At 71.1% G+C, this 12,606-nt stretch carries 10 protein-coding genes and 4 tRNA genes; 7 read left to right on the top strand and 7 right to left on the bottom strand.

Annotation, left to right across the window (positions count from 1 at the left end):
- Window positions 1-110: 110 nt before the first annotated feature.
- Window positions 111-1,328 carry an alpha/beta hydrolase family protein gene (locus tag HRF36_RS04790; protein ID WP_371740016.1) on the top strand — a complete coding sequence of 406 codons (1,218 nt, stop codon included), beginning with the start codon at window positions 111-113 and terminating at the stop codon, window positions 1,326-1,328.
- Here the strand turns inward: HRF36_RS04790 and HRF36_RS04795 are convergent.
- Genes HRF36_RS04795 through HRF36_RS04805 form a run of 3 tightly spaced genes read right to left on the bottom strand, consistent with a single transcriptional unit; the run spans window position 1,286 to window position 3,377 of the window.
- Entirely contained in the window at window positions 1,286-2,041 is a 756-nt protein-coding gene (locus tag HRF36_RS04795) for a dihydrofolate reductase family protein (RefSeq protein WP_173206918.1), read from the bottom strand. The genes HRF36_RS04790 and HRF36_RS04795 overlap by 43 nt on opposite strands.
- Entirely contained in the window at window positions 2,038-2,481 is a 444-nt protein-coding gene (locus HRF36_RS04800) for a SufE family protein (RefSeq protein WP_173206921.1), read from the bottom strand. Before HRF36_RS04800 ends, HRF36_RS04795 begins: the two co-directional genes overlap by 4 nt.
- Window positions 2,478-3,377, bottom strand: a complete 900-nt coding sequence (locus HRF36_RS04805; RefSeq protein WP_173206924.1) for a sulfurtransferase — start codon at window positions 3,375-3,377, stop codon at window positions 2,478-2,480. The genes HRF36_RS04800 and HRF36_RS04805 overlap by 4 nt, the downstream gene beginning before the upstream one ends.
- A 176-nt stretch (window positions 3,378-3,553) precedes the next feature.
- On the opposite strand from HRF36_RS04805, the gene zapE reads away from it, so the two are divergent.
- Both zapE and HRF36_RS04815 read left to right on the top strand, forming a co-directional pair.
- Entirely contained in the window at window positions 3,554-4,570 is a 1,017-nt protein-coding gene (gene zapE / locus HRF36_RS04810; RefSeq protein WP_173206942.1) for a cell division protein ZapE, read from the top strand.
- A 219-nt stretch (window positions 4,571-4,789) separates the two neighbouring features.
- On the top strand, window positions 4,790-6,070 hold the full coding sequence (locus tag HRF36_RS04815; RefSeq protein WP_173206945.1) for an ammonium transporter: 1,281 nt from the start codon (window positions 4,790-4,792) through the stop codon (window positions 6,068-6,070).
- A 154-nt stretch (window positions 6,071-6,224) separates the two neighbouring features.
- On the opposite strand, the gene HRF36_RS04820 is transcribed toward HRF36_RS04815, so the two are convergent.
- Both HRF36_RS04820 and HRF36_RS04825 read right to left on the bottom strand, forming a co-directional pair.
- Entirely contained in the window at window positions 6,225-7,919 is a 1,695-nt protein-coding gene (locus HRF36_RS04820) for an alpha-amylase family glycosyl hydrolase (RefSeq protein ID WP_173206947.1), read from the bottom strand.
- Window positions 7,920-8,039: 120 nt separating this feature from the next.
- A tRNA-Val gene (locus tag HRF36_RS04825) sits at window positions 8,040-8,115 on the bottom strand.
- A gap of 174 nt (window positions 8,116-8,289) precedes the next feature.
- On the opposite strand from HRF36_RS04825, the gene HRF36_RS04830 reads away from it, so the two are divergent.
- The 3 genes from HRF36_RS04830 to HRF36_RS04840 all read left to right on the top strand — a co-directional run bounded on the left by HRF36_RS04830 (window position 8,290) and on the right by HRF36_RS04840 (window position 8,653).
- Window positions 8,290-8,361: transfer RNA gene (locus tag HRF36_RS04830), tRNA-Gly, on the top strand.
- A 65-nt stretch (window positions 8,362-8,426) separates the two neighbouring features.
- Window positions 8,427-8,500, top strand: a tRNA-Cys gene (locus HRF36_RS04835).
- Between the two features lie 81 nt (window positions 8,501-8,581).
- A tRNA-Val gene (locus HRF36_RS04840) sits at window positions 8,582-8,653 on the top strand.
- A 133-nt stretch (window positions 8,654-8,786) separates the two neighbouring features.
- On the opposite strand, the gene HRF36_RS04845 is transcribed toward HRF36_RS04840, so the two are convergent.
- Together HRF36_RS04845 and coaBC are read right to left on the bottom strand one after the other, a co-directional pair.
- Window positions 8,787-10,271, bottom strand: a complete 1,485-nt coding sequence (locus HRF36_RS04845) for a serine/threonine-protein kinase (protein WP_173206950.1) — start codon at window positions 10,269-10,271, stop codon at window positions 8,787-8,789.
- Window positions 10,268-11,608, bottom strand: coding sequence for a bifunctional phosphopantothenoylcysteine decarboxylase/phosphopantothenate--cysteine ligase CoaBC (gene coaBC, locus HRF36_RS04850; RefSeq protein WP_173207935.1), 1,341 nt, complete (start codon window positions 11,606-11,608; stop codon window positions 10,268-10,270). The genes HRF36_RS04845 and coaBC overlap by 4 nt, the downstream gene beginning before the upstream one ends.
- Window positions 11,609-11,786: 178 nt before the next feature.
- Between coaBC and HRF36_RS04855 the strand changes: the two genes are divergently transcribed.
- On the top strand, window positions 11,787-12,533 hold the full coding sequence (locus HRF36_RS04855) for an NRDE family protein (protein WP_173206966.1): 747 nt from the start codon (window positions 11,787-11,789) through the stop codon (window positions 12,531-12,533).
- Window positions 12,534-12,606 lie beyond the last annotated feature (73 nt).

The following is a 12,606-nucleotide window of genomic DNA, read 5'->3' on the forward strand; positions in this document are numbered from 1 at the left end:
CTGGAAGACTAGGGTCGATCCCGAGGGCCATCCTCGCGGCACGCCGCGCCCGGCTCAGCAGATCCACAGGTCACCCTCGACCCCACCTCTCACCGCCCGAGGAGGCGCCCGTGTCCCGCCCCGCATCCACCCGACCGGGGGGAGTCGGTCCGCTCGGGGTCGTCTCGATCGTGGTCGGGGGCACCGTGTTGGTGTCCTCCGCCGTCCTCGTGTCAGGAATCGTGGCCATCGCCCGCAAGATCGTGACGCCCGCCCGGGGTAGACGTGACGACGTGCGGATCGACTCCTACGACGCCTCCGCGGGGACCATCACCCTGGCCTCGACACCGGACACACGCCTCCCCGGGCGTTACAGCTTCTGGTTCGCACGGGGCACGGGTCACGTCAGGGTCGGTGTCGTCGTCCGGGACGACGGACGGCACGTCGAACGCCGCGTCGAAGCCGTCGAGGGTGCCGATCTGGCGAAGGCCCACCGCGGCCGCATCGGCGGTTGGCTGTTCCCCACCCCGGCCGACGCGGGCCTGGCGGCCGACGAGGTCGTCGTCCCGACCGAGGTCGGCCCCGCACCGGCCTGGCTCGTCCCCGCCGACGCCGGGCTCGTCGGACCCTGGATGATCGGCGTGCACGGACGGGGGGTCACCCGGGCCGAGACCATCCGGGCCGCCCCCGTCTTCCACCGCGAGGGCTTCACCTCGCTGCTGGTGTCCTACCGCAACGACGGCGAGGCGCCCCGGTCCTCGGACGGTCGCTACGCCCTCGGCGACTCCGAGTGGCGTGACGTCGGGTCGGCCATCCGGTACGCCCTCGACCACGGGGCGACATCGGTCGTGTTGATGGGCTGGTCCATGGGCGGTGCCCTCGTGCTGCAGGCCGTCACCCGTTCGGCGCTGCGCTCGGCCGTGTCGGGCCTCGTGCTCGAGTCGCCCGTCGTCGACTGGCGGACGACACTCGCCTACCAGGGGGCGGCCATGCGGGTGCCGCGGTCCGTTCAGGGTCTCGTGCTGCGCCTCCTGGGGTCGCCGCTCCTCTGCCGTCTGGCCGGCAGCGCCGAGCCGATCGACTTCGACCGGCTCGACCTCGTCTCGCGAGCGGGCGAACTCGACGTCCCCGTGCTGCTGCTGCACAGCGACGACGACGGGTTCGTGCCGTCCACGGCCTCGCACGGGTTGGCCGAGGCCCGGCCCGACCTCGTCACGTTCGAGGTCTTCGACGTGGCCCGACACACCAAGCTCTGGAACCTCGACCCCGAGAGGTTCGAGAGCGCGATCTCACGGTGGCTCGACCGTCAGCGACTCGCGGGACCGCGCTCGACCGACCAACGCGCATAGAGGGCGCTCTGCTCGTCGACGAGCAACTGGGCTAGCTCGAGCGACGCCGGATCGAACCGCTCACGCCCGAACACCGGCAGGCCGCTGCCGATGACGACCGGAGAGGTCGACAGGCAGAGTTCGTCGACGAGGCCGTCGCGCAAGAACTGGCCGGCGAGCGACGGGCCGCCCTCGCAGACCAACGAGCGGAGGCGCTGGTCGCGGAGGCAGCGCAGGATGGCGGCGGGCTCCAGGCGTCCGTCAAGGTCGGGTGCCGTCAACACGGTGGCGACCGCCCAGATCGCCTCGCCGAGGGTCTCACGGACTCGAGACCTCGCCGAGGCAGGACAGACCACGACCACCCGTTCGGCCTCGTCGGGGTCCATGCGATGGCCCGAGAGGTCGCCCGAGGACGTGACGACGACCAGGCGGGAGGCCTTCGGCACCCGGTAGCCCTCGGCCCGAACGCTGGCCGCACCGACGAGGACACCGTCGGCGAGCGAGCGGATGGCCGCGAGGATCGTGCGGTCCGTGGCGTTGCTCAGCGTCTCCGAGGTGCCGTCCGAGCCCGCGGCATCGCCACTCACCGCGGCGATCAGGTTGAGTCGCAACCAGGTCTCGCGTGGTGGGGCGTACAGCTCACGGATGTGGGCGGGGGTCGACGCCTCGTCGATGTCGAGCTCCCGCCCGACGTCGCCGGGGCGCCCGGGGGCATGCAGCACCCGGAGCGTCACGCGGCGGCGGTCCGCTCGCGGATCTGGCGCTTCGCCCGCCCCAGCAGGGCGGTCATTCCACGGATCCGCAACGGGCTGACCGCCTCGGCGAGACCGATCGTCTGCGGGTAGTCGTCCGGGACGTCGTCGAGCACCTCGGCGACCGTCAGACCGTCGAGGCCCTGGGCGAGGATCGACGCGAACCCACGGGTCGTCGGGGCCTCGCGCGGTGCGGTGGCATGGAGGTGCACCCGACCCTCGACCACCTCGACGAACAGGAACACGGGGGACTGGCACTCGACCACCCGTTCGAGGAGGTCGGGATGGTCGGCGTAGCGGGTGGGCAACTCGGGCAGCTCGTTCGAGAACTCGAGCAGCAACTGGAGGCGGTCGCGCACGTCGAGGGCGAGGAACTCCTCGCGGATCTCGACGAGCGCCGAGGGCAGGGCGGCGTCGGTCACCGGGCCGGCACCTCGCCCGGCTCGGTGCCTTGCACGATCGGCACTCGGACGGCGCTGCCCCACTCCGTCCACGAGCCGTCGTAGTTGCGGACGTCCTCGAAGCCCATGAGGTACTTCAGGACGAACCAGGTGTGGCTGGACCGCTCACCGATGCGGCAGTACGCAACGACCTGGTCGCCGTCGGAGAGGCCCGCGCCGTCGCGGTAGATGGCGTCGAGCTCGGTGAGCGGGCGGAAGGTGCCGTCGTCGGCCGCGGCCTTGCCCCAAGGCACGTTCTGCGCACTGGGGATGTGACCGGCCCGGAGTGCTCCCTCGTCGGGGTAGGCGGGGGCGGTCGTCCGCTCACCCGAGAACTCCTCGGGGGAGCGGACGTCGATCAGAGGTTTGCCGAGGTGGGCGAGGACGTCGTCCTTGTACGCGCGGATGACGCTGTCGTCGCGCTCCACGACGGGGTAGTCGGTGGCAGGAGCCTCGGGGGCGTCGGTCGTGTAGTCGCGCCCCTCGGCCTCCCACTTCGCCCGACCACCGTCGAGCAGACGCACGTCCTCGTGGCCGAAGAGCGTGAACACCCAGAGCGCGTAGGCGGCCCACCAGTTGTTCTTGTCGCCGTAGATCACGACGGTGCTGTCGCGCGAGATGCCGCTGCGCCCCATCAGCGCGGCGAAGCCCTCGCCGTCGACGTAGTCGCGCTGCACCGGGTCGTTGAGGTCGAGGTGCCAGTCGATCTTGACCGCCCCGGCGATGTGGCCGGTCTCGTACAGCAGGACGTCCTCGTCGGACTCGACGACGACGAGCCCGGGGGTGCCGAGGTGCTGTTGCAACCACTCGGTGCTGACGAGACGCTCCGGGTGGGCGTACTCGCCGAAGCGGGCGGACGTGTCGTGCTCGACGGCCATGGTGTCTCCTTGTGCGGGTGTCGGGGTGGAGCCGACGTCGGGCGACGCGTGGTGCCCGGCGGCGTAGGATCGCCTCTGGTCGGCCCCGTCGAGGTTACGCATGACGCGTGACCGTCGCCCGGGAACCGTACGACTCTGACACAGATCCCCGCCCACCCCACCGCGAGGCCGCGCCCATGCCCCCCGAATCCGTCAGCACCCTCGTGTCGTTGACCGACCGCACCCCGACGATCACGGGGGCCGAGATCGTGACGCAACTCGTGCCTCCTCGTCAATTCGCCGAGGCCTCGCTCGAGAACTACCGGCCGGACCCGGACTTCGCCTCGCAGGCGGAGGCCGTGGCCGCTGTCACCGCGTTCGGCGGTGCGGGTGCCGACGCGCCGCGGAGGGGCCTGTTCCGCAAGAAGCCGGCAGCCCCCGCCGTCCGACCCGGCCTCTACCTCGACGGTGGTTTCGGCGTGGGCAAGACGCACCTGCTCGCCGCCCTCTGGAACCGCACGCCCGGTCGGCGGTACTTCGGCACGTTCATCGAATACACCGCGTTGGTCGGTGCCGTCGGCTACGCCGGCGCGGCCTCGCAGTTGAAGGGCGCGACCCTCGTCTGCATCGACGAGTTCGAGCTCGACGACCCGGGCGACACGATGATGATGACCCGCCTGCTGGGCGATCTCGCCGACGACGGCACCCGCATCGCCGCCACCTCGAACACTCCACCCAATGCACTGGGCGAGGGCCGGTTCGCCGCTGCGGACTTCCTGCGCGAGATCCAGGGGCTGAGTGACAAGTTCCTCACCCTGCGCATCGACGGTGACGACTACCGACGTCGTGAGGTCGAGGCGCGGGCGCACGTGGTGGACGACGTCGACGGCGCCGCAGGAGCCCTCGGCGGCACCGTGTCGCTCGACGACTTCGACGACGTCGTCGGCCACCTCGCCACGGTCCACCCCAGCAAGTACGTGAAGCTCGTCGACGACCTCGACGCCGTGGGACTGCGCGACGTCCACGTGCTGACCAGCCAGGTCGACGCCCTGCGCCTCGTCGCGTTCGTCGACCGCCTCTACGACGCCCAGATCCGGGTCGTGGCGTCGGGCACGCCCCTCGACCAGGTCTTCTCGGACGAGATGCTCGCCGGCGGGTACCGCAAGAAGTACCAACGCGCCGTCTCGCGCCTGGTCGCCCTCACCTCGCTCTGAGCACTTCCACGCCATGCGTGGGGCGATCCGGTAACACGTTGTTTACCTGCACCCGAATCGTGTTACATCGGGGAAACAATCCCGCACACGCCCGGAAACCTCACCCCGCGACACTGGTGGCCGCACCGGACGAGAGAGTTCGTCACCACAGCCCGCGAACCCGCGCGGACCTCGACGTCGGTGCCTCCCTGGCTCCGAAACTCGAGAGGTGACCCACCCATGGACCAAGGCAACACCGCCTTCATGTTGATCTGTGCAGCACTCGTACTGCTCATGACCCCCGGCCTGGCCTTCTTCTACGGCGGCCTCGTCAAGGCCAAGAGCGTCATCAGCATGATGATGCTCAGCTTCGGGGCCATGGGCCTCATCGGCGTGCTGTGGGTGCTCTTCGGCTACGCCATCGCGTTCGGCAACCCGACCTCGATCCCCGGAGGCAGCGAGAGCTTCGTGGGAATCCAGGGCTGGTTCGGCCTCGACGTCGCGAACCTCGGCCTCGGCGCCGCCTTCGAGGACAGCCTGAACCCGACCGGTGACTACCCGACGATCGCCTTCGCCGCGTTCCAGGCCACCTTCGCCATCATCACGGTCGCCCTCATCTCGGGTGCCATCGCCGACCGCGCCAAGTTCGGCGCGTGGATGATCTTCGCCGGCGTCTGGGCCACGGTCGTCTACTTCCCGGTCGCCAGCTGGGTCTTCAACTTCACCAGCGACGCCGACGGCAACACGGTCGGCGGATGGATCGCCGCGATGGGCGTCATCGACTTCGCCGGAGGGACGGCCGTCCACATCAACGCGGGTGCCGCGGCCCTGGCCCTGGCCCTCGTCCTCGGCAAGCGCGTCGGGTTCGCGAAGGGCGCGGACAAGCCGCACAACCCGCCCTTCGTCCTGCTGGGCGCCGGACTGCTCTGGTTCGGGTGGTTCGGCTTCAACGCCGGCTCCGAGCTCGCGGCCGACGGCGTCGCCGCCCTGGCGTTCTTGAACACGATCGCCGCCCCCGCGGCCGCCGTGCTCGGCTGGCTCGTCGTCGAGAAGCTCAAGGACGGCAAGGCCACCTCGGTCGGGGCCGCGTCGGGTGCCGTCGCCGGTCTCGTCGCGATCACCCCGGCCTGCGCCGCCCTCACCCCGGGCTGGGCCGTCGTCCTGGGCGTCGTCGCGGGTGCCGTCTGCGCCCTCGCGATCGACCTCAAGTTCAAGCTCGGCTTCGACGACTCGCTCGACGTCGTGGGCATCCACCTCGTCGGCGGCTTGATCGGCACGCTCTACCTCGGCATCTTCGCCAACGACACCGGTCTCATCTTCTCGGGCACCTTCACGCAGCTCGGCATCCAGGCCCTCTCGGCCCTGGCCGTCATGCTCTACTCGTTCGTCCTGGCCTTCGTCATCGGCTTCGTGATCGAGAAGACCATCGGCTTCCGCGTCAAGAACGAGGACGAGGTGGCCGGCATCGATCTCGCCCTGCACGGCGAAGAGGGCTACGTCCTCGAGAACTCGCGCGCCTGACCCGACCCACACGAACGGCCCCGGTCTTCGGACCGGGGCCGTTCGGCGTGCGTGCCACGCACCGGGCAGAGCGAAGGAGGCGCGGTGCGGGAGCCCACCGCACCGCGCCTCCCGAGGTGGTCGAGCCGCGCGGTCGGGCGCGAACCTGCGGGCGTCAGACCAGCGAGAACCAGACCGTGGTCTCGCCCGGGACCTCGGTGACCCCGTCGATCGACTCGTGCAGCGGCTCGCTGGACGCCAGGAGGCGCGCCCCGCTCGGCAGGTCGACCGGCCTGCCCCCGAAGTTCGTCAGGGAGTGCCAACCGGCGTGACGCGCGAAGTGAACGATGTCGTCCGACGCGCCGTCGCCCCAGGTGAGCTCCTCACCCCGCTGCAGCTCACGTCGCAGCGCCAGGGCTCGTCGGTAGATCGACAACGTGGACTCGTCCTCGTCGTCCTGCACCGAGACGGCGAGGTCCTCGAACCACTCGGGCTGCGGCAGGTGCGGGGCGTGATCTCCGAAGCCCAGGGCGGGCTCGGTGGTGTCCCAGGGCAGGGGCACGCGGCTGCCGTCGCGGCCCTTCCGCCGGTGGCCGGTGCGGGTCCAGACGGGGTCCTGCAGATCGTCGGGCTGCAGGTCGGCAACCTCGAACAGGCCGAGTTCCTCGCCCTGATAGACGTAGGCCGAACCCGGGAGGGCGAGCATGAGCAACGTCGCCGCACGGGCCCGCCGGAGGCCCGCGTCGGGGTTCATGGTCGGCCGACGGCCGTCACTCAGCACGAAGGCGTCGAGGTCCTGGCCCTTGGGCAGGCCGTAGCGAGTGGCGTGGCGGACGACGTCGTGGTTCGAGAGCACCCAGGTGCTCGTCGCACCGCTGACGGCAGCCTGCTCGAGGGTGGAAGCGATGATCGTCCGGAACTGGTCGGCGTCGAAGTCAGCCCGGGTCAGCGCGAAGTTGAAAGCCTGGCCGAGCTCGGTGGGGCGGGCGTAGAGCGGCACGCGCTCGGGCTGCACCCAGGCCTCGGCGACCGCGGTACGAGGCGGGTCGTACTCGTCGAAGATCTGACGCCAGCCCTCGAAGATGGTGTGGACCTCGTCGCGGTCGTAGAGCGGGTCGCTGCCGTCGACCGGTAGCACGTGGCGCTCGGCGGCGTCGCGCAGAGGCTCGCTCAGGTCCTTGGCGAGCCCGTGGGCGACGTCGACCCGGAAACCGTCGACGCCTCGGTCCGACCAGAACCGCAGCGTGGTCTCGAAGTCGGCGCCCACCTCGGGATTGCTCCAGTCGAGGTCGGGCTGCTCGGGTGCGAAGAGATGCAGGTACCACTGCTCGGGGGTTCCGTCCGGACGGTGCAGACGGGTCCAGGCACCCCCGCCGAAGTTCGACACCCAGGTCGACGGGGGAGTGTCACCGCCGTCGCCGAGGCCGTCCCGGAAGACGTAGCGGGCACGGGCGGCGCTCCCGGGTTCGGACGCCACCGCCTCGCGGAACCACTCGTGCTCGCTCGAGGTGTGGTTCGGGACGATGTCGACGACGACCTTGATTCCGGCCGAGTGCAGGGCAGTGACCATCTGGTCGAAGTCGTCCAGGGTGCCCAGGCGTGGGTCGACGTCACGGTAGTCGGCGACGTCGTACCCGCCGTCGGCCAGCGGGGAGGGATAGAACGGGCTCAGCCAGACGGCGTCGACACCGAGTCGCCGGAGGTACGGCACGCGTGAGGTCACGCCGGGCAGGTCGCCGATGCCGTCGTCGTTCGCGTCCGCGAAGCTGCGCGGGTACACCTGGTACACCACGGCCTGGCGCCACCAGTCGGCGTCGGGGACGGTCGTCGGATGGGTCGTGGACTCGAGGGCGGTGGGGGAGTCTGTCATGGGGCGAGGATGCCATGTCCGGGGCGATGGCGGCGTCGGCGCGTCGGACAGGCGTCGTCGGATCGGAACTCTGCCAGGTACGACGAGAAGCCCTGCGGATGCAGGGCCTCTCGAGGGTGATGGTGGGCGATACCGGGCTCGAACCGATGACCTCTTCCGTGTGAAGGAAGCGCGCTACCAACTGCGCCAATCGCCCGTGTGGGACTCGTCGATGCTAGTGCATTGCAGTGCTCGAATGCCATTCGGCCGGCTGCCGGGGGCAGCCTCGCGACGCGCTCCCGGAGCGATCAAGACACGAAGTTCTCTCGATTTGGTTTCTACCCCGGGGTGTGGGTATTGTTCTTTTGCACGCAGAAATGCAAAGCGAAATGCGGATGTGGCGCAGCGGTAGCGCATCACCTTGCCAAGGTGAGGGTCGCGAGTTCGAATCTCGTCATCCGCTCGAGTGTAATGCTCACCAGAGGGTGGTCCACCAACTGGTGGCCTCCCTCTGGGGGCTACTCATATGGTGGAGTGGCCGAGAGGCGAGGCACCGGCCTGCAAAGCCGTTCACGCGGGTTCAAATCCCGTCTCCACCTCCATTCGATCTCGACCTAGGTCTAGACTCGATGTTGTAATTGAATAGCGCGGTCCGATGGTTTCCCATCGGACCGCAGAGACATGAGCGATTGGCGCAGCGGTAGCGCGCTTCCCTGACACGGAAGAGGTCGCTGGTTCGATCCCAGTATCGCTCACACACAGAAAGCCCCGGCCTCGGCCGGGGCTTTCGTCATGTCCGGGCCGAGCCCGCCGGTCCTGCCCACATGTCACGGCATGCCACTCACCTCGATACGGGAGCGGCATGTCGCGACATCTCGTGGCCTTCCCCTAGGGCTTGCCGGTCCCCGCGCCGAGGCCGACTCCCTTCCCTTGGCCCTTGCCGTTTCCGTTGTTCCCGTTCCCGTTGTTACCGGGCCCGCTGTTTCCCCCCGGGGTTCCTGCACCGGGCACCTCCACCGTCGGGGGCGTCACGGGGTCGACCGTCGGCTGCGTGGTCGGCTCGACCGGCGCCTCCTGGGTCGGGCTGACCTCATCCGACGGCGTCGGGTCGGCCGGTGACTCGTCGGTGGAGTCCTCCGACGGCGAGGGCGACTCGTCCACCGTCGACTCGGAGGGCGTCGTCGACGGGCCCGTCTCGACACTCGGGCTCGAGCTCGGGGTCGGGTCGACCACGTCACCGTCACGGGTGGCCGCCCAGCCGATGCCTGCCGCGAGCAACCCGGCGACGACGACGGCCGCCAGGACGAGTGGCCAGCGCCGACGCTTCCGACCACGGTCCTCCGGATCGACGTCGGCGGCGAGGCCCGTGGCGTCCGTCCCGGAGGCCGCTCCCGCCCCGAGCACCTGCGTGCGAGCGTCGTCCCGGGGCAGGACGCGGGTGGGTGCGTCGCCACCGGGCAGAGCCGCCGTGGCGACGTCGGGAGCGGCCATGACGCGCGTGACGGCGGCGGTCGACCCGGCACCCTCGTTCGCCAGCGTGCGGGCGGCCCGTGCGACCTCGGCCGCGCCGGGACGGTCCTCGGGTGCGCGCGAGGTCATGCGCGTCAGCAGCTCCGCCCATCCCGCCCCGATCGAGGCCGGGATCTCGGGGTCGCGCGTGAGGCGGGCCATGACCGACTCGACGACCGAACCCGTGAACACGCGCCGTCCGGTCAGGGCCTCGACCAGGACCAGTCCGAGCGAGTAGACGTCGGACGCCGGGGCCGGGGGACGCCCCTCGGCCTGTTCCGGGCTGACGAATGCGGCGGTGCCCATCAGGGTGCCCGTGGCCGTCACCCGCGTCGAGTCGATCAGGTAGGCGATGCCGAAGTCGGCGAGCTTGGCCCGTCGGGGGTCGCCCTCGTGGTGCGGCGCCGCGAGCAGGATGTTCGCGGGTTTGACGTCCCGGTGGACGACGCCGGCGCGGTGCACCGCCGCCAGGCCGTCCGCGACGTCGCCGAGCAACGCCGCGGCCTCGGCGTGCGTCAGCGGACCGTCGGCGAGCACGGTCTGCAAGGTGGGACCGTCGACGTACTCCATCACGAGGTAGGCGTCGTCGTCGTGGCCGTCGCCCTCCACGCGGGCGTCGTAGAGCGTCACGAGCCCCGGGTGGTTGAGCGAGGCGAGGAGGCGCACCTCGCTGACCTGACGGCTGAGGTCGTGGACGTCGTGCCCGTCCGAGGAGAAGAGCTTGACGGCGACGTCCCGACCGAGTTCGAGGTCCTTGGCCCGGTAGACGGCCCCCATGCCTCCACGGCCGACGATGGCATCGAGACGGTAGCGATCGCCGACGGTCGTGCCGAGGCGGGGGTCGGCCTGCTCACGGGGGCTCATGCTCCGGCCTCCGTCGACTCGTCCGTGAGCGTCGGCGCACTGCTGCCGCCGCCTGGCTCTCGACGAGCCGCGAGACGGAAGGCGAGCGCGTCGAGCACGGTCTCGGACACGGCCGCCTTCGACCCTTCGGCCTCGGACACCACGTCGCCGTGGACGTCGATGACCACGACGGCCGTGTCGTCGCTGCCGAAACCGGTCGTCCAGCCCACGCTGTTCAGCACGAGGAGGTCCGCCCCCTTCCGGCGCTGCTTCGCGCGCCCGAGCGAAAGCAGTTCGGCGCGGTCGCCTGCCGTCTCGGCCGCGAAACCGACCACCACCTGCCCGGCCGGACGACGGGCGACGAGTCCGGCCAGGACGTCGGGGGTGCGCACCAGACGCACGGTCATCTCGTCGCCCGAGTCGTCCTTGCGGATCTTGCCGTCTGCCACGGTCGCGGGCCGATAGTCGGCGACCGCGGCGGCCATCACGACGACGTCGGCCTCGGGGGCCCGTTCTGCCATGGCCGTCTCGAGGTCGAGGGCGGTGCTCACGTCCACGACCTCGATTCGGGCATCCGAGTCCAGCGTCTGACGGACGGCCCCGTCGAGGGCCGCGGCGACGACGGTGACGCGGGCGCCACGTCGGGCCGCCCCGAGGGCGAGGGAAGCTCCCTGGTGGCCGCTCGAACGGTTGCCGATGAATCGCACGGGGTCGAGGGGCTCTCGCGTGCCGCCGACGGAGACGACCAGCCGGAGGCCCTGCAGGTCGCCGACCCGCGCCTCCTGGTCCGGCCCACCGGGCACGCCGGCGGGGGAGCCGGAGACGGTGGCCGGCTCGGCCACGCGCGCGAGGGCGACGGCGACGATGTCGTCGGGCTCGCTCAGCCGGCCCGGCCCCACGTCTCCGCCGGTCAGCTGACCGTCGTCCGGCCCGACGACGGTCACGCCGCGGGACCTCAACAGCTCGACGTTCGCGACCGTGGCCGGGTTCCGCCACATCTCGGTGTGCATCGCCGGCGCGACGACGAGAGGTGCGGTGCTCGCGAGGATCGTCGTGCCCAGCAGGTCGTCCGACAGCCCGTGCGCGATCTTCGCCAGGGTGTGCGCGGTGGCCGGCGCCACGACGATCAGGTCGGCTCGCTGTCCGAGGGCGACGTGCCGGACCTCGGCGACGTCGTCGAAGACGGAGGTGTGCACGGAGTTGCGGCTCGTGGCCTCCCAGGTGGGCGCTCCGACGAAACGCAGGGCGGCCTCGGTCGGGATGACGTGCACGTCGTGACCGCGCCGCACGAGGCCGCGGACGACCGCGACGGCCTTGTACGCCGCGATGCCGCCCGAGACGCCGACGACGACGGACAGGCGACGCGGGGCGTCGGCGGGGGAGGAACGGGGGTGGTCGTGCGTCACGGAGGGCCTCGTCGTTCGATGCGGCGGTCGGCCGACCCGGTGCCGGGTCGGTAGCGTTGCCCACCACGATGCCGCATCCCGCGGCCGAACGTCGGCCCCCGACCCGACGAGCCCCCACCCTGAGGACCTCATGTGCACCGTCGTCGTCGCCGTCCAACCGGGCGCGCCCTGGCCCGTCGTCTTCCTGGGGCTCCGTGACGAGTCACCCGAGCGCGCCTGGGACGAGCCGGGCCCCTGGTGGCCGGACCTCGGTCAGCGGGTGACCGGGGTGCACGATCGTGAGGGGGGCGGCGCGTGGTTGGCGACCGCCCGGGGCCCGAGCCGTGCGAGCGTCGTGCTGAACCGTCACGAGACGCTCGCGCCGCCTCCCGGCGGATGGACCACCCGCGGCGTCCTGCCTCTGAAGGCGTCCGCCGACGGCGTCCTGCCGGCCGGGCCGCAGACGACCCGCACCTTCAACCTGCTCACCGCGGACGCAGGAGGCGCGGTGCACTCCGTGTGGGACGGCAGCGTCACCGAGACGGCCCGGCTCGCTCCCGGGGTGCACCTGCTGACGCACGCCGCCCCCGACGACCGGTCCGTGCCCCGTGTCGACCGTTGGCTCCCTCGGTTCCGCGACGTCGCGCCTCCGACGGGTCCCCTTCCGACGGCGGCCGAGGGCGAGGGCAGCTGGACACCGTGGCTCGACCTGTTGCGGGAGAGCAGCGCCCTGCCACCGGAGGACGACGACGCGCTCGTCCGAGCCGACCTGGTCGACGGGCATCTCTTCCGGTCGCTGTCGCTCAGCACCGTCGCCGTCTCGGCCGACGACGTGTCCCACCGGCACATGCGTCTCGACCGCGCGCCTTCGGTCGCCGAGGCGATCGCACGACGCTGACGCCCCGCCCCGAGGGTCGACACGTCACGCGAAGTCATCGGGAATCAGGCCCGCCCCCGCGGCGTTAGTGTCG

This window comes from Frigoribacterium sp. VKM Ac-2836 (assembly GCF_013248995.1).
In the GTDB taxonomy this organism is placed as follows: Bacteria; Actinomycetota; Actinomycetes; order Actinomycetales; family Microbacteriaceae; genus Frigoribacterium.